Annotated in this window: 16 protein-coding genes; 7 read left to right on the forward strand and 9 right to left on the reverse strand. The window is 62.5% G+C overall.

Annotated elements, in window-relative coordinates:
- The first annotated feature begins 6 nt into the window (after positions 1-6).
- Positions 7-882: a spermidine synthase gene (locus ACCD03_RS04260; RefSeq protein WP_045204444.1), complete on the forward strand. Its 876-nt coding sequence runs from the start codon at positions 7-9 to the stop codon at positions 880-882.
- 64 nt (positions 883-946) lie between these two features.
- Here the strand turns inward: ACCD03_RS04260 and ACCD03_RS04265 are convergent, their stop codons facing one another.
- The gene (locus ACCD03_RS04265) at positions 947-1345 is read right to left on the reverse strand and encodes a nuclear transport factor 2 family protein (RefSeq protein WP_045204443.1); all 399 of its coding nucleotides are present in this window, start codon (positions 1343-1345) and stop codon (positions 947-949) included.
- 544 nt (positions 1346-1889) lie between these two features.
- Here ACCD03_RS04265 and ACCD03_RS04270 point away from each other — a divergent pair.
- The gene (locus tag ACCD03_RS04270) at positions 1890-2705 is read left to right on the forward strand and encodes a hypothetical protein (RefSeq protein WP_413410958.1); all 816 of its coding nucleotides are present in this window, start codon (positions 1890-1892) and stop codon (positions 2703-2705) included.
- 56 nt (positions 2706-2761) lie between these two features.
- Here the strand turns inward: ACCD03_RS04270 and ACCD03_RS04275 are convergent, their stop codons facing one another.
- The 3 genes from ACCD03_RS04275 to ACCD03_RS04285 are packed head-to-tail and all read right to left on the reverse strand — an operon-like array spanning position 2762 to position 5468.
- On the reverse strand, positions 2762-3937 hold the full coding sequence (locus ACCD03_RS04275; protein WP_024973123.1) for a vWA domain-containing protein: 1176 nt from the start codon (positions 3935-3937) through the stop codon (positions 2762-2764).
- Positions 3938-3953: 16 nt separating this feature from the next.
- Positions 3954-4562 carry a GNAT family N-acetyltransferase gene (locus ACCD03_RS04280; RefSeq protein ID WP_045204442.1) on the reverse strand — a complete coding sequence of 203 codons (609 nt, stop codon included), beginning with the start codon at positions 4560-4562 and terminating at the stop codon, positions 3954-3956.
- A gap of 12 nt (positions 4563-4574) precedes the next feature.
- Positions 4575-5468, reverse strand: coding sequence for an AAA family ATPase (locus tag ACCD03_RS04285; RefSeq protein WP_413410959.1), 894 nt, complete (start codon positions 5466-5468; stop codon positions 4575-4577).
- 301 nt (positions 5469-5769) lie between these two features.
- Here ACCD03_RS04285 and ACCD03_RS04290 point away from each other — a divergent pair, with 301 nt between their 5' ends.
- Both ACCD03_RS04290 and ACCD03_RS04295 read left to right on the forward strand, forming a co-directional pair.
- Complete coding sequence (locus ACCD03_RS04290; RefSeq protein ID WP_413410960.1) at positions 5770-6138, forward strand: c-type cytochrome; 369 nt, start codon at positions 5770-5772, stop codon at positions 6136-6138.
- 11 nt (positions 6139-6149) lie between these two features.
- On the forward strand, positions 6150-6548 hold the full coding sequence (locus ACCD03_RS04295) for a c-type cytochrome (RefSeq protein ID WP_009238577.1): 399 nt from the start codon (positions 6150-6152) through the stop codon (positions 6546-6548).
- Between the two features lie 59 nt (positions 6549-6607).
- On the opposite strand, the gene ACCD03_RS04300 is transcribed toward ACCD03_RS04295, so the two are convergent.
- Positions 6608-7042: a DUF1841 family protein gene (locus ACCD03_RS04300; RefSeq protein WP_045204438.1), complete on the reverse strand. Its 435-nt coding sequence runs from the start codon at positions 7040-7042 to the stop codon at positions 6608-6610.
- Positions 7043-7160: 118 nt separating this feature from the next.
- On the opposite strand from ACCD03_RS04300, the gene ACCD03_RS04305 reads away from it, so the two are divergent.
- Positions 7161-8096: a DMT family transporter gene (locus ACCD03_RS04305; RefSeq protein ID WP_413410961.1), complete on the forward strand. Its 936-nt coding sequence runs from the start codon at positions 7161-7163 to the stop codon at positions 8094-8096.
- Positions 8097-8168: 72 nt separating this feature from the next.
- On the opposite strand, the gene ACCD03_RS04310 is transcribed toward ACCD03_RS04305, so the two are convergent.
- Together ACCD03_RS04310 and ACCD03_RS04315 are read right to left on the reverse strand one after the other, a co-directional pair.
- Complete coding sequence (locus ACCD03_RS04310; protein ID WP_413410984.1) at positions 8169-9974, reverse strand: S10 family peptidase; 1806 nt, start codon at positions 9972-9974, stop codon at positions 8169-8171.
- A gap of 157 nt (positions 9975-10131) precedes the next feature.
- The gene (locus ACCD03_RS04315; protein ID WP_413410962.1) at positions 10132-10389 is read right to left on the reverse strand and encodes a hypothetical protein; all 258 of its coding nucleotides are present in this window, start codon (positions 10387-10389) and stop codon (positions 10132-10134) included.
- A 194-nt stretch (positions 10390-10583) separates the two neighbouring features.
- Here ACCD03_RS04315 and ACCD03_RS04320 point away from each other — a divergent pair, with 194 nt between their 5' ends.
- Entirely contained in the window at positions 10584-11171 is a 588-nt protein-coding gene (locus tag ACCD03_RS04320) for a malonic semialdehyde reductase (RefSeq protein ID WP_024976149.1), read from the forward strand.
- 60 nt (positions 11172-11231) lie between these two features.
- Here the strand turns inward: ACCD03_RS04320 and nth are convergent, their stop codons facing one another.
- Both nth and rsxB read right to left on the reverse strand, forming a co-directional pair.
- Entirely contained in the window at positions 11232-11876 is a 645-nt protein-coding gene (gene nth / locus ACCD03_RS04325) for an endonuclease III (RefSeq protein ID WP_413410963.1), read from the reverse strand.
- A gap of 14 nt (positions 11877-11890) precedes the next feature.
- Positions 11891-12721, reverse strand: a complete 831-nt coding sequence (gene rsxB / locus ACCD03_RS04330; RefSeq protein ID WP_325655059.1) for an electron transport complex subunit RsxB — start codon at positions 12719-12721, stop codon at positions 11891-11893.
- A gap of 140 nt (positions 12722-12861) precedes the next feature.
- Between rsxB and ACCD03_RS04335 the strand changes: the two genes are divergently transcribed.
- Positions 12862-13557 (forward strand): TetR/AcrR family transcriptional regulator, encoded by a 696-nt coding sequence (locus ACCD03_RS04335; protein ID WP_045204432.1) that lies wholly within the window; start codon positions 12862-12864, stop codon positions 13555-13557.
- Positions 13558-13597: the final 40 nt, after the last annotated feature.

A 13597-nucleotide genomic window follows, 5' to 3' on the forward strand; every position in this document is an offset into this window, starting at 1 on the left:
CGCTTTATGACGCTGTTGAAACGTAAATCCATCGAGGCCGTCGCCTCGCGCCGCCCGGCCCGCGCAAAGCGCGAAGACCGCCTCGACCACGACGATGAACCGAAGCGCATGGCCCCGCGCTTTGCGCCGGTCACGTTCTCTGAGCTGGCAGGTGTGCGCTATCTGCACTTCGGTACCGAATGGGTGCAGGGCGCCATGCGCCTGTCCAAGCCCGATGCCATCGAACTGGAATATGCACAGCAGATGATGGCGTGGTTGCTGTTTCTCGATCCGGCCACGAGGCCGGATTTCCACGTCGTGCAACTCGGTCTCGGCGCTGCCGCCCTGACGAAGTTCTGCCATCGCCAACTCGCGCCCGCGCAGGTGACGGCGGTGGAGTTGAACCCGTCCGTGATCGTCGCGGCGCGCAGCATGTTCGGCATGCCGTTTGACGACGCGCGCTTGAGCGTGCTCGAACAGGATGCCTACGACTGGGTGATGGACGCCAGCCACCATGGCACCGTGGATGCACTGCAGATCGACCTGTATGACGCCACCGCGCGCGGCCCCGTGTTGGATACGCCGGCGTTCTACAAGGCTTGCCGCCAGGTACTGCGCTCGCCAGGCGTGATGACGATCAACCTGTTTGGCGATCACACCAGCTTCCCGCGCAATATCGAGCGCATTTGCGATGCATTCGACAACCGCGTGCTGGTGTTCCCGGAAGTGCATGACGGCAACGTGATTGCGCTGGCGTTCAATGGTCCGCCGCTGCACGTCAGTTGGGAAGCCGTGCAGGCGCGTGCAGCCGCGCTGCAGGCCTCGCTCAAGCTGCCGACCAAAGGCTGGGCAGAAGGACTGCGCAGTGCCAATGCCGGCCAGGAAGACGCGCTGTCCATCTGATCTCTGTATGCAGCCAATGCAAAACGCCCCGGCAGTGCGGGGCGTTTGCTTTTGGGGAGAGGACTCAGGCGGCCTCGCCCATGCCGGGCATTTGGTCGATGAAGCCGGTCACCGTCTGCATGCGGCCACCTTCAATGCGCACGAAGTCGGTGCCCTTGACCAGCGCCTGGCCCTCGGGGCCGAGCGTCCAGCGGAAGCGGATCGTGTCCTGCACAACATCCACGCCGCCGTCGCGCGCAAAGCGGAAACCGGGGAACTTGGCCTGCACGCCTGCAATGAGCGCGGCGATGCCGTCATGGCCTGTGCCTTGCATGAGCGGATCGACATACGTGGCGCCTTCTGTCCAGGTCTGCGCGACGAGGGCGCGGCGCTGGGCAGCGTCCGTCGCGTTCCACGCGGCGATGTAACGGTCGACCAGCGTATCGGCGAGCGTGTCGTTGGCAGCGAGTTGGGTGGCAGTCATGGCGTTTCTCCGTTCGAAGTGGGAAGCTTTGCCAGCGCGGTGATGATCGATTGCGCTGGATGGCTTCATCTTCGGCGGCGGCGTGGATGGTGTCGATTACGCGTCAGGTAATCGGCGCTCTCCCGAACAGGAATACGCAGGGCACTGCATCTTCATCCGGTTTCGTCCCCTGATCCCGTTTTTCGCATGGGTTTGCAGATCGACGGCGAGACTCCGGTAGCCTTCGACCTCCGATTGGAGGTCCGGCATGCACAAGAAAATCACAGGCGAGCCATCGCGCAGTCTCTCGCCGTTGCCATCGTCTGTATCCCCGACTGAGCGCACGGTTCAAGAAGGGGCAAGTCAACCGACGGTGCGCACGCGTTCCCCCGCGTTTGCGAATCTTCCCGCCTCGCGTACCGGCGGGGCGGCACGGGTTTCGGCCGCGCCGGCCAAGATTTCCGACGCGGAGTTGGCACTCGCTGCGTACCTGCTTGCGCGTGCAGTGGATGGGCGCCCGGTGGCCGCATCGGAAATATCTCGCCTTCGCTTGGCGAATGCCAGCGTGAACGAGACCCGCCAATTGCTTAAACATGGTCGCGGTAACGTCGACGTGGACGTGCGAGCCACCCACAACGAAAGTACATGGCGGACGAAGGCGGCACGGACGTTCAGGCTGGAACGTGAGCGGAAAGCGAAGGTGCCCTGGAACGCGTTCAACCAACGTGCGCCGTATTCCGCCGCGGCAGCATCGGTATTTGGCGCAGGAAATTGCGGCGAGCACACGAGCACGACGAGCGTCTATCACAGCCGCCGGTTGGCGCCTGACGAAGAGGTGCATTACGTGAGTGATCCGGCCGCAGGACACGCTTGGGCGGAAGGCCGGGTGCCGCACGCCCCAACTGCCGAGCAGCCGGAGCGGACGGTTGTGATGGACGCCTGGGCCGCTGGGCCAGCGGTGCTTGCATCCGACGGCCGCTTCGCCCAGCGCCGCGACGGCCTGGAAACTACGCTGCACTTCAACGCAGAAACGGGCCGCGACGCCCGCATGACTGCCAACGATCTGGTTCTGGAGGCACGTTCTGCAGGCCCCGCGGAAATCGCCCGGCGTGTGCAAAGCGAAGCCGGACCTACCGCCCGCTTCGCTGCCTTTATCGATTCTGTCCTGCCAAGCGGTGTTGGTCACTGGCGTGAGCAGCACGTTCTTGACGGAAATTTCTCGCAACGGGTGAAGGGCAAGCTTGCCGTTCCTGCGGATCGGGCCCAGATTCTTGAACTGGCTGCGCGCGTTGCAGAACAGCTTGGCGTGCCGCCTCAGCAGCGTTCAGCAGAGGCGCAACGAATTGTCGAGGCGGCCCACGCTATGTTGCCGGGCCGGTGAAGCAGATGATGCCGGCGCCGGCCGGAGGCAAAAAGGGAGACGAGCTTCCCGAAAAATCACTTGGATAGCAGCCGCATCGCCGATTCCAACCCGGCAATCGTCACCGGATACATCCGCGTTTTCACGATCTGGTTGATGACCGAGATGGACTGACGGTATTCCCACAAGCCTTCCGGCTCGGGGTTGAGCCAGACGAATTTAGGAAACTGTTCGATCAGCCGCTTCAGCCACGTGGCGCCGGCTTCAGCGTTGTTGTATTCGACCGAGCCGCCGGCCTGGAGGATTTCGTACGGGCTCATGGTCGCATCACCCACGAAGATCAGCTTGTAGTCGGGCGGATATTTGCGGATGACGTCCCAGGTGGAGAAGCGCTCCGCGTGGCGGCGCCGGTTGTTCTTCCACAGCCATTCGTAGACGCAGTTGTGGAAGTAGTAATACTCGAGGTGCTTGAACTCGGTCTTGGCGGCGGAGAAGAGTTCTTCCACGCGTTTGATGTGGTCGTCCATCGAGCCGCCCACATCCATCAGCATCAGTACCTTGACGTTGTTGTGCCGCTCGGGGCGCATCTTGATGTCGAGCAGGCCGGCGTTGGCGGCGGTGGAGTGGATCGTGTCGTCCAGGTCCAGCTCGATGTCCGCACCATCACGCGCGAACTTGCGCAAGCGGCGCAGTGCCACCTTGATGTTGCGCGTGCCGAGTTCAACGGTGTCGTCGTAGTCCTTGTATGCGCGTGCTTCCCACACCTTGACTGCGGTGCGGTTGCCCTTTGATGGCCCGCCGATTCGGATGCCTTCCGGGTTGTAGCCGCCGTGCCCGAACGGCGATGTGCCGCCGGTTCCGATCCACTTGTTACCGCCTTCGTGACGCTCGTGCTGTTCGTTCAGCAGTTCCTTCAGGCGCTCCATCAGCTTGTCGAGGCCGCCCATGGCCTCGATCTTGGCCTTCTCCTCTGGTGACAGCTCGCGCTCCAGCTTCTTGGTGAGCCAATCGAGCGGAATATCCGCGCGCCAATCCACCGCGCCTTCCACACCCTTGAAGTAGGCGCCGAACGCCTGATCGAACTTGTCGAAATGCTTTTCGTCCTTCACCAGCGTCATGCGCGCCAGGAAGTAGAACTCGTCGAGCGACGGTGCGATGACCTGCTGCTTGAGCCCTTCGAGCAGCGTCAGGTATTCCTTGACCGAGACCGGCAGCTTGGCGTGCCGCAGCGTGAAGAAGAAATCGATGAGCATGGTGGTCCTCCGGCGCTTATGCGCGCGGTTGCTCCAGCTTGTATTGCAGATGGCGTTTCACGGTCAGCCATTCCGATTCGATGATCGAGAACACGACCGTGTCGCGGAAGCTGCCGTCCGGCATGCGTTGGTGATTACGCAGCACGCCGTCCTGCTTAGCGCCCAGCCGGGCGATGGCTGCGCGGCTCTGGTGATTCATCCAGTGCGTGCGGAATTCCACCGCAATGCAGCGCAGTGTTTCGAACGCGTGCGTGAGCAGCAACAGCTTGCTTTCCGTGTTGACGGCCGTGCGTTGGACGGATTTTGCGTACCACGTATGGCCAATTTCCAGCCGGCGGTTGGCTTCGTCCACGTTGAAGAGGCGCGTGGCGCCGACCACCTTGCCGGGTTGCCCATCGCGCATCTCGCGTACGACGAACGGCATGGCGCCGAGGCGTTCGCGCATGTCCAGGGCAATGGCCACCCAATCGCCGGTCTTGTCAGGCGAGGGCACCGAGGTGTACCAGAGCTTCCACAGCTCACCATCGGCGGCCGCGGCGCGCACTTCATCCAGATGCTCTGGCCCGAGCGGCTCCAGCCAGGCGTGCTGGCCGGACAAGGTGACGGGCTCGATCAGGCGCGACATGGTCCGACTCGCTCAGCGGTTGGCGCGATTCATGAACACCAGGCGCTCGAACAGGTGCACATCCTGCTCGTTCTTGAGCAGCGCGCCGTGCAGCGGCGGAATCGCGGCGTTCTTGTCCTGGCTGCGCAGCGATTCGGGCGGAATGTCTTCAGCCAGCAGCAGCTTGAGCCAGTCGATCAGTTCGGACGTCGACGGCTTTTTCTTCAGCCCCGGCAGGTTGCGCATCTCGTAGAACGCATCCAGTGCGGCCTTCACGAGCGCTGGCTTGATGCCCGGATAGTGCACGTCGACGATGGCCTGCATCGTCTCCGCATCCGGAAACTTGATGTAGTGGAAGAAGCAGCGGCGCAGGAACGCGTCGGGCAGTTCCTTCTCGTTGTTCGACGTGATGATCACCAGCGGGCGGTGCTTGGCGCGGACGGTTTCGCGCGTTTCGTACACGTAGAACTCCATGCGATCCAGCTCGCGCAGCAGGTCGTTCGGGAATTCGATGTCGGCCTTGTCGATCTCGTCGATCAGCAGCACGACAGGTTCGTCCGCCTCGAAGGCCTGCCACAACACGCCCTTGACGATGTAGTTGCGGATGTCGTGGACCCGGTTGCTACTTTCCTTGTCGCCCAGCTGCGAGTCGCGCAGGCGCGAGACGGCGTCGTATTCGTACAGGCCCTGCTGCGCCTTGGTGGTCGATTTCACGTGCCATTGCAGCAGCGGCATGCCCAGCGCGGCGGCCACTTCCTCGGCCAGCATGGTCTTGCCCGTGCCCGGCTCGCCCTTGATGAGCAGCGGGCGCTGGAGCGTCATGGACGCATTGACGGCGAGCTTGAGGTCATCGGTGGCGACGTACTGGTCGGAGCCTTCGAAGCGTGAGCGCTGGTCGGATGAGGCAGGCGAGGTGGTGGTGTTCATCGTGCAAGCCTACTGAGCGGTAAAAGATTTGGAAACGGCCAGTATAAGAGCATTTAGGTGTTTGACGCCGGGCAGCCGCAGGGGATGGGCGGCCCCGCCATTCCTGGCTGTCAAGTCACGGGAGCCCTAACTGGACTGGCAAAAAAACGGTGCGGTACAATGCGCCGGTTTGACGCACCTCAAATGACCGTCCTCTGGCCAGTTGCCAACGGCGGGTGAATGCGCCCAGCGAGACAGCCGGCTGAGACGAGCCAAGCCGGCAGGGCGAGCAGGATTCTGAAACTCCACGCTTAAGAACGAGATGAAAAAGATCCTCACCATGGTGGCCGCCTTGGGCACATTAGGCGCAGTGTCCGCCGCAGCCAACAGCGCAGCTGCAGCCGACGTTCAGGGCAACGCTGCCGCCGCCGAAAACAAGGTCGCCATGTGTATAGGCTGCCATGCCATCCCCGACTACAAGACGTCGTTCCCCGAGGTGTATCGCGTGCCCTATCTGGGCGGCCAGAACGCCAAGTACATCGAAAGCGCGCTGCATGCGTACCAGAAGGGTGACCGCAAGCACCCGACCATGCGCGCCATCGCCGGCTCGCTGACCGACCAGGACATCGCCAACCTCGCCGCGTATTACTCGCAGCAGACGGCCGCCACCCAAAACAACCCCCAGAAGTGACGAGGAAGAATATGAAGAAGATCTCGCTCGCAATCTCGTTCAATCTGGGCGCGCTGATGCTGGCCGCGGCCGTGTCGGCACAGGCTGCCGATATTGAAAAGGGCAAGCAGCTGGTGGAGAAGGGCGCCTGCGTGGCCTGTCATGGCGCTGGCCTGAACGCTCCGATTTCGCCGGACTATCCGAAGCTCGCCGGCCAGCACGGCGACTACATCTATCACGCGCTGCTGGCCTATCAGACCAGCAACAACCCGCTGGTGGGCCGCAGCAACGCCATCATGGCGGGTCAGGTCAACAGCAACCCCGCCACCATCGGCGCCGACGGAAAGCCGCGTCCGTTTACGCAGGCGGAGCTGAAGGACATTGCTGCGTACATCGAATCGCTGCCGGGTTCGCTGGTGCTCAAGAAGTAACGCGGTATCGCCGGTAAAGAAAAACCGCTCTTCGGAGCGGTTTTTTTATGGCGTCGGATTCAGCGGGCGGTGGCGCGCTTGCGCACGCATTCGATATAGGCCTCGCCGTCGGGCGGCAGGCCGGTGCGTTGCGCCGTCCACAGCATCTGGCCCAGGCATTCCATCACCTGATGCTGTGCTTCGTGGGGCGAGTCTAGCCGCTGGGCCAGGGCTTCATAAGCGGCGCGAATACCGCGTGGCTGATCCACCGATACCTGCTCGCTGATCGACAGGTGCATCGACAGGTGGAGGAACGGGTTGCTCTGGCCGCTTTCCGGCGTGTAGTCGCGGGCGAGGGCTTCTTCGCCGGCTTCCAGGGTGTCGTGGTATTCGGGATGCTGCAGCATCCAGTCGAGCGCCATGGCTTCGAGCGGCGTGAGGATTTCTGCCTGGCGGTGCTTGCGCCACGCACCGCAGAAGAATTGACGGACTTCGTCGCGGGAGGGATTGAACATGATTTCGCCATTGTACCGACGCGCCTTGATGCCTGCCGGCCAGTTTCGGGAGATGCCGACGCTACAATGGCGCCCCCGCACCCGCAGACGGCGACCCCAAACAAAAACGCCGCACGCCATGAGACAACCGACCGATTCCTCCCTCGCCGCGCGCGCCGCCGACAAGCTCCTCGGCGTGCTGCTGATCGCCGTGTCCGCCGCATCATTTGGCGCGATGGCCATCTTTACGCACTACGCCTATGCGAGCGGTGCCAATGTGGTTGGTCTGCTGATCGTGCGTTTTGTGATCGCGGCGGCCGCGCTGATGGTGGTGATGCGTGTTCGTCGCATCGGCATACCGCCGTGGTCGCGCGTGGCGGAGCTGGCGGCAATGGGCGGCATCGGCTACGCGGGGCAGTCGTTCGCGTTTTTCACGGCGTTGAACTACGCACCGGCCAGCCTGGTGGCGTTGCTGCTGTATCTGTATCCGATGTTCGTGACGGTACTGGCGGCGATTTTCCTGCGCGAGCGGCTGACCCCCACGGCGATCATCGCTTTGGTGCTGTGCTCGGTCGGGGCGGGGCTGACGGTGGGTGGTGCGGGCCTGTCGGGCGGCAGCATGCTCGGCATTGCGCTGGGTGTGGCTGCCGCGGTGATCTACTCGATCTACATCACGGTCGGTGCACGAGTCACGCGCGGGCTGGATCCTCTGGCGTGTACGACCGTCATCTGTACCGCTGCGGCCGTGGTGTACACCGGCATGGCGCTGGCCGGCGCGCCTGCGCATCTGCCCGGCACGTTGGGTGGCTGGGCGGCGGCACTAGCCATTGCGGGTTTGTCGACGGTGGTGGCGATCCTGACGTTCTTTGCCGGGTTGCAGAAGCTGGGGGCGGCGCAGGCGTCGATGCTGTCTACGTTGGAGCCGGTGGTGACGGTGCTGTTGGCGGCATTGCTGCTCGGCGAATCGATCGCGCCCATGCAGATGACGGGGGGCGCATTGATCCTGGCGGGCGTGCTCTGGCTCACGCGTGCAGACGCGAAGCCTGCGGGCCACAGCGTGGATGACATGGCCTGAAGCCGAGCCTTCACTCACAACAAAAAACCGCCCAGCGTGAACTGGGCGGTTTTGCTTTCTGCCTTGAGGCGATTACTTCTTCTGCCCCGCCGGCAGGCGTTGCAGGCTTTGCACCCGCATCAGGGCCGGACGATCGGCCATCACGCCATCGTAGAACGAAGCCAGGTCACCCTTGAGCGCGGTGCGCGACGCATCGTTCAGATAGATCATGTGGCCCGACGGGTAATTCTTGATCGTCAGGTTCTTCGCCTTGAGCGTTGGATCGAGCGGCATTTGTGCCAGCGTCAGCTCGGTCTGGTGGAACGGCGTGACGGCGTCGAAATAGCCGCTGGCCTGCAGCACCTTCAGGTCGGGATTCAGGCTCATCGTCGAGGCGAGGTCGCCGGCGGTGTACAGCGTGTTGCCGCCGCCCTTGTTGGCACCCGTCGGGTCGATGTGGCTGAAGTCCCAGTTGTTGAACACGGCGTCGTTCAGGTCCACGAACGAGGAGGTCGACGTGTACTTGAGCTGGGTGTTCAGGTAGCTGTTCCACAGCACTGTATACGCGCCGCCGATGTTGGAAATCGACGGATCGTTGCTGCCCGAGTTCGGCAGGATGAACGGCGCGATGCCCTGGCCCGTGTAGTTGGCGCGGCCGTCATACTGGCCGATCTGGATGCCCGGGTTCAGTGTCAGGAAGAACGTGTACGGCGGGTTGTTGTTCTGCGACGGGACGTTGCCCAGCGCCGCCGGATTGCCGAACGTCTGGATCAGCGAGACCGGATCGGTGCCGATGTACGAGCCCATCGTCTGCGCTGTCGCCAGGTTCAGGTTCAGGCGGACGTTGACGAAGCCGCCATCTGCAGCGCTTGGCGCTTGTGCCAGCGGTGCGAGGGTGTTGTCGGCGTAGTTGCGGGCCTGGACCATGTAGCTGTCGAGATCGGTCGGTGCCGGATTGAGCGTCGTCTTCTTCCAGTAGAACGCGTCGGCGGCCAGCGTCGGGAAGGTGCCGACGGCCGAGAGCGCATTCGCGTAGTCGAGAATCGACGATTGCAGCGTGATCCCGTTCAGTTCGATACCGTCTTCATGGAGCACCCACGACAGCACCGCACTGCGCGCCGTGCCATAAGACTCGCCGTACAGGAACTTGGGTGAGTTCCAGCGCGAATTCTTGGTCAGGTAGCGCTGGATGAAGCGGTCGATGGAATGCGCGTCTTGGTCGGTACCCCAGAAGTCCTTGTTCTTGGCCGGTGCAATGGCGGCCGAATAGCCGGTGCCGACCGGGTTGATGAACACCAGGTCGGAGCGGTCGAGCAGGCTGTCCGGGTTGTCGGGCAGTTTGTACGGCGCCGGCGGCGTGAAGTTCGGGAACGACGACTGCAGCCGCTTCGGCCCGAACGAGCCCAGAAGCAAGAACACTGATGACGAGCCGGGCCCCCCGTTATAGAAGAACGTCACCGGGCGCGGCTTCGCCGGGTCTGGGTTGTCCTGCGTGTACGCCACGTAGAACATCGTCGCGTTGGATTGCGACGTAACCGGGTCGATGGTCGTCAGGTGGCCGGCGGTGGCCGTGTAGGCGATGCTCTTGCCGCCGATCGTGACCGTGTGGTGCGTGATGGCTGCGCTTTCGCCGGGGTCGGCGGCCAGGGCGTCGTTGGGCCCGGTGCCGTAGACGTTCGGGTCGACGTAAGGCTGGTCGGGCGGCACGGCGGCCGTCACCGGCTGCGTGGTTGCGTTGCCCGCGTTGGCAGCAACGCCGCTGGGGTTGGCCGTGGCGGACGAGTCTCCGCCGCCGCAACCCGCCAGCAGCACGGCTGATAACGCCGCGGCCGCAAACGATACACCAAGGGTTCGAGACAATCCTGCAAAATCACTGGTCGATAACCTGGATTTTTTCATGGCGATAATGGCCTTCTTCAGGGTGACGAACGCCATCACTTAAAACGTTTAGTTTTAAGTGGGCTCCATATTCGTTTTGCGTTTTGTCATTTCTATACGACGCGAAGCGAATATTCTGATTTTCCGCCTTGTCTGCGGAAATTAATGCAATTGTTTTTTATTTGGCAAAAGAGGCCCCTGAAATCCGAGCGGATTTCAAAAAGAAAATAATCATGGGGTCAAGCTCGCAGGGCGTTTGCGCAAAGTCTGGCAAGGACAGTGCGAAAACGTGGGGATGAATGCGGCCGCGCACCTGTTTTAAAACAAGATGCGGATCCGATACGTCCAACCCTGTGGGTAATACAATGACGAACCAAAAAGTAGTTCGTAAGCAAACCGTTGTAAAGGGCTCTTTTTCATTGCGTGCGATGGGCATGTAAAAATCACCATGCCAATGCCATGGCGCGTCGCAATAAGTGCGATTAAATACAAACAAGGCATGTCGTTTGTTCTAAAACATCCCTGCCGCTAACGGCGCGCTGGATGCCCATCCGGAGTGTGCAGGTGTCCGGCACGCGCGGAAACAGCGCATTACAATGCGCTCCTCAACTCTTTCCGGAGCACCTTGCAATGCCGATGCTTGAACCGTCCGTGCTGGACCAACTGTTCCACGCAGCCCGTACCCACAACGTGTGGCTGGACAAGCCGGTCGACGACGAACTGCTGCACACGCTGTACGACACCGTGAAGTACGGCCCGACCGCCGCCAACAGCACGCCGGCCCGTTTTGTGTTCGTCAAGAGCGCGGCCGCCAAGGAGCGCCTGATTCCCTGCATGTCGGCCGGCAATCAGGAAAAGACTCGCCAGGCGCCCGTAGCCGTGATCGTTGCGTACGACACGCAATTCCACGAGCAACTGCCCAAGCTGTTCCCGCATACCGATGCGCGTTCCTGGTACGCCGGCGATCAGGCCAAGATCAATGCGGCCGCGTTGATGAACGGCTCGCTGCAGGGCGGCTATCTGGTGCTCGCCGCGCGTGCCCTGGGCCTGGACTGCGGCCCGATGGCCGGCTTCGATGCCAACAAGGTGAATGAGACGTTCTTCCCCGATGGCCAGTGGAAGGTCAACTTCATCATGAACATCGGCTATGGCGACGCCGAGAAGCTGCACCCGCGCAACCCGCGCCTGTCGTTCGAAGAGGCGTGCAAGATCGTTTGATCGACAACTGGTCGCGCAAAGAAAACGGGGACTCGCTTCAGTAGCGGCGGTCCCCGTTTTTTATTCCTTCGGTGCCGGTGTCTTCGGCCTGAATTCGCACAGTGGCTCGATGGCGCAATGCCAGCACTCGGGCTTGCGCGCCTTGCACACGTAGCGCCCATGCAGGATCAGCCAGTGGTGCGCATCCTGCCGAAACTCTTCCGGCACCACCTTCAGCAGTTTCAGTTCGACTTCCAGCACGTTCTTGCCCGGCGCCAGCCCGGTGCGATTGGCCACGCGAAAGATGTGCGTGTCCACGGCAATCGTGGGTTCGCCGAAAGCTGTGTTCATCACCACGTTGGCCGTCTTGCGGCCCACACCCGGTAGTTCTTCCAGCGCGGCGCGGTCGCGCGGCACTTCACCGCCGTATTGGTCGAGCAGGATGCGGCACGTCTGCAGGATGTGCTTGCACTTGGTGCGATACAGCCCGATGGTCTTGATGTATTCGGTGATGCCTTCCTCGCCCAGCGCCAGCAGCTTGGCGGGCGTATTGGCCACTGGGAATAGCTTGCGCGTCGCCTTGTTCACGCCAATGTCGGTCGCCTGCGCCGAAAGGAGCACCGCAATCAGCAACTCGAACGGCGTGGTGTATTCCAGCTCGGTGGTCGGCGTCGGGTTGTTCTCGCGCAGGGTCTCGAAGATGGCTTGGCGCTTGGCGGGATTCATCGTCGGGGCAGGGTTCAGTGGGTGTCTGCGTCGGGTTTGGTGCTCTGTTCGATCTGGCTGGCGATGCGCTTGCGGCGGGCTTCAGCCTCATCGATCTGGGCTTGCACATCCGCCGACACGTCGGTCACGTTGCGCGGACCTTGCCCGCGCGCGGCCATCTCGGCCTGCTTCTGGCGCGCGCGTTCAATCGCAGCCTGGATGATCGCCTTCTTGCGCGCCTGCGCGGCGAGTTCGGCATCGTCGGCCGGTTGCTCGGCGCTGACTGCAGCGAGTTTGGCCGCGGCCTTGGCGGCAAGGCGTGCTTCGTTTTCGGCTTGTTCACGCTTGAGGCGTACGTTGCGGAAGACGTAGCGGTCCCGCGCGGCATCGGCTTGCTGCTGGCTCCAGGCATCCCAGCCCGTGCGTTCGCCGGTGACGGGGATCATGTCGATGCAATCGACGGGGCAGGGCGGCACGCAAAGGTCGCAACCGGTGCACCAGTCTTCCAGCACCGTGTGCATCGCCTTGGGCGCACCGGCAATGGCATCGACCGGGCACGCCTGAATGCACAGCGTGCAACCGATGCAGCGTTCCGGGTCAATGACGGCGACGGCGCGAGGTTGCTCGATGCCGTTGGAAGGGTCCAGCGGCAGCAGCTCACCTGCGCGGCCGAGTGCGTCGGACAGCCGGCGGACACCTTCCGCGCCGCCGGGTGGGCAGCGGTTGGGCAACGCCTCGCCGTTGGCCATGGCTTCAGCGTAAGGGCGGCAGCCGTTGTAGCCGCACTTGGTGCATTGTGTTTGCGGCAGGAGGTTTTCGAGCCGGTCGGCCAGGGATGCGGCCACTGCGGGGACCAAGGAAACCACGATGGGACTTGTTGTTTGAATAGCCTGCCATTATCGCCGATTTGGCCCCCGCGCAAGGCGTGCATGCCCTGACGTGGCATACGGCGGGCATGTATCAACCCTATGACATAATTCCTGCGTTCTAAACGGACCGAGGTGCCATGCCGTCTCACCAAGCCGCACCAATCGCCGACATCGAAGCTGATGCTCATGGCGAATCCGCCGCACCCCGCACGCGTCGTGACCCCGCCGGCACGCGCCGACGCATCCTTGCTGCTGCCATCGAGGAGTTCTCGCGGGGCGGTTTTGCCGGTGCCCGCGTCGACGCCATCGCCCGCCGCGCCGAGACCAATGAGCGCATGCTGTATTACTACTACGGCAGCAAGGAAAAGCTTTTTCTGACCGTGCTCGAACACATGTATTTCCGCTTCAAGGAGGCGGAAGAGCAGGTGCAGATCGAGTCGTCGGACCCGCGTGAGGCAGTCGTCCAGCTTGCGCGTTTCGTCTGGGACTTCTATTACGAGAACCCCGAGTTCATCCGCCTGCTCAACAGCGAAAACCTGCACGAGGCGCGGCATCTGAAGACGTCACCGCACCTGGTCGAGCTGGTCAACCCGGTTATCGAGGTGCTGCGCGGCGTGGTCGAGCGCGGCCAGCGCAGCGGCATCTTTCGTGAGGACGTCGATGTGTCGCGCCTGTATTTGACGATCTCGGCGCTGGGTTATTACGTCCTGTCCAACCGCTATACGATCAGCGCAGTGGTGGGCCGCGACATTGCCTCGGCTGATGAACATGAGGCGTTCGCTCAACTGCATATCAAGATGCTGCTGGCGTATCTGGATAGGCCCAAGAGCTGATCGGCTGAAGCATCGTCGCGCAACAAAAAAGCCTCGCGGG

It is taken from the genome of Ralstonia sp. Ralssp135 (assembly GCF_047304345.1).
GTDB classification, from domain to species: domain Bacteria; phylum Pseudomonadota; class Gammaproteobacteria; order Burkholderiales; family Burkholderiaceae; genus Ralstonia; species Ralstonia chuxiongensis.

What these genes read in the sequence shown, in the direction of transcription:
- ACCD03_RS04260 (WP_045204444.1), top strand. Translation starts at nt 7, where the DNA reads ATGACGCTGTTGAAACGTAAATCCATCGAGGCCGTCGCCTCGCGCCGC.
- ACCD03_RS04265 (WP_045204443.1), bottom strand. Translation starts at nt 1,345, where the DNA reads ATGACTGCCACCCAACTCGCTGCCAACGACACGCTCGCCGATACGCTG.
- ACCD03_RS04275 (WP_024973123.1), bottom strand. Translation starts at nt 3,937, where the DNA reads ATGCTCATCGATTTCTTCTTCACGCTGCGGCACGCCAAGCTGCCGGTC.
- ACCD03_RS04280 (WP_045204442.1), bottom strand. Translation starts at nt 4,562, where the DNA reads ATGTCGCGCCTGATCGAGCCCGTCACCTTGTCCGGCCAGCACGCCTGG.
- ACCD03_RS04285 (WP_413410959.1), bottom strand. Translation starts at nt 5,468, where the DNA reads ATGAACACCACCACCTCGCCTGCCTCATCCGACCAGCGCTCACGCTTC.
- ACCD03_RS04290 (WP_413410960.1), top strand. Translation starts at nt 5,770, where the DNA reads ATGAAAAAGATCCTCACCATGGTGGCCGCCTTGGGCACATTAGGCGCA.
- ACCD03_RS04295 (WP_009238577.1), top strand. Translation starts at nt 6,150, where the DNA reads ATGAAGAAGATCTCGCTCGCAATCTCGTTCAATCTGGGCGCGCTGATG.
- ACCD03_RS04300 (WP_045204438.1), bottom strand. Translation starts at nt 7,042, where the DNA reads ATGTTCAATCCCTCCCGCGACGAAGTCCGTCAATTCTTCTGCGGTGCG.
- ACCD03_RS04305 (WP_413410961.1), top strand. Translation starts at nt 7,161, where the DNA reads ATGAGACAACCGACCGATTCCTCCCTCGCCGCGCGCGCCGCCGACAAG.
- ACCD03_RS04310 (WP_413410984.1), bottom strand. Translation starts at nt 9,974, where the DNA reads ATGAAAAAATCCAGGTTATCGACCAGTGATTTTGCAGGATTGTCTCGA.
- ACCD03_RS04315 (WP_413410962.1), bottom strand. Translation starts at nt 10,389, where the DNA reads ATGCCCATCGCACGCAATGAAAAAGAGCCCTTTACAACGGTTTGCTTA.
- ACCD03_RS04320 (WP_024976149.1), top strand. Translation starts at nt 10,584, where the DNA reads ATGCCGATGCTTGAACCGTCCGTGCTGGACCAACTGTTCCACGCAGCC.
- nth (WP_413410963.1), bottom strand. Translation starts at nt 11,876, where the DNA reads ATGAATCCCGCCAAGCGCCAAGCCATCTTCGAGACCCTGCGCGAGAAC.
- ACCD03_RS04335 (WP_045204432.1), top strand. Translation starts at nt 12,862, where the DNA reads ATGCCGTCTCACCAAGCCGCACCAATCGCCGACATCGAAGCTGATGCT.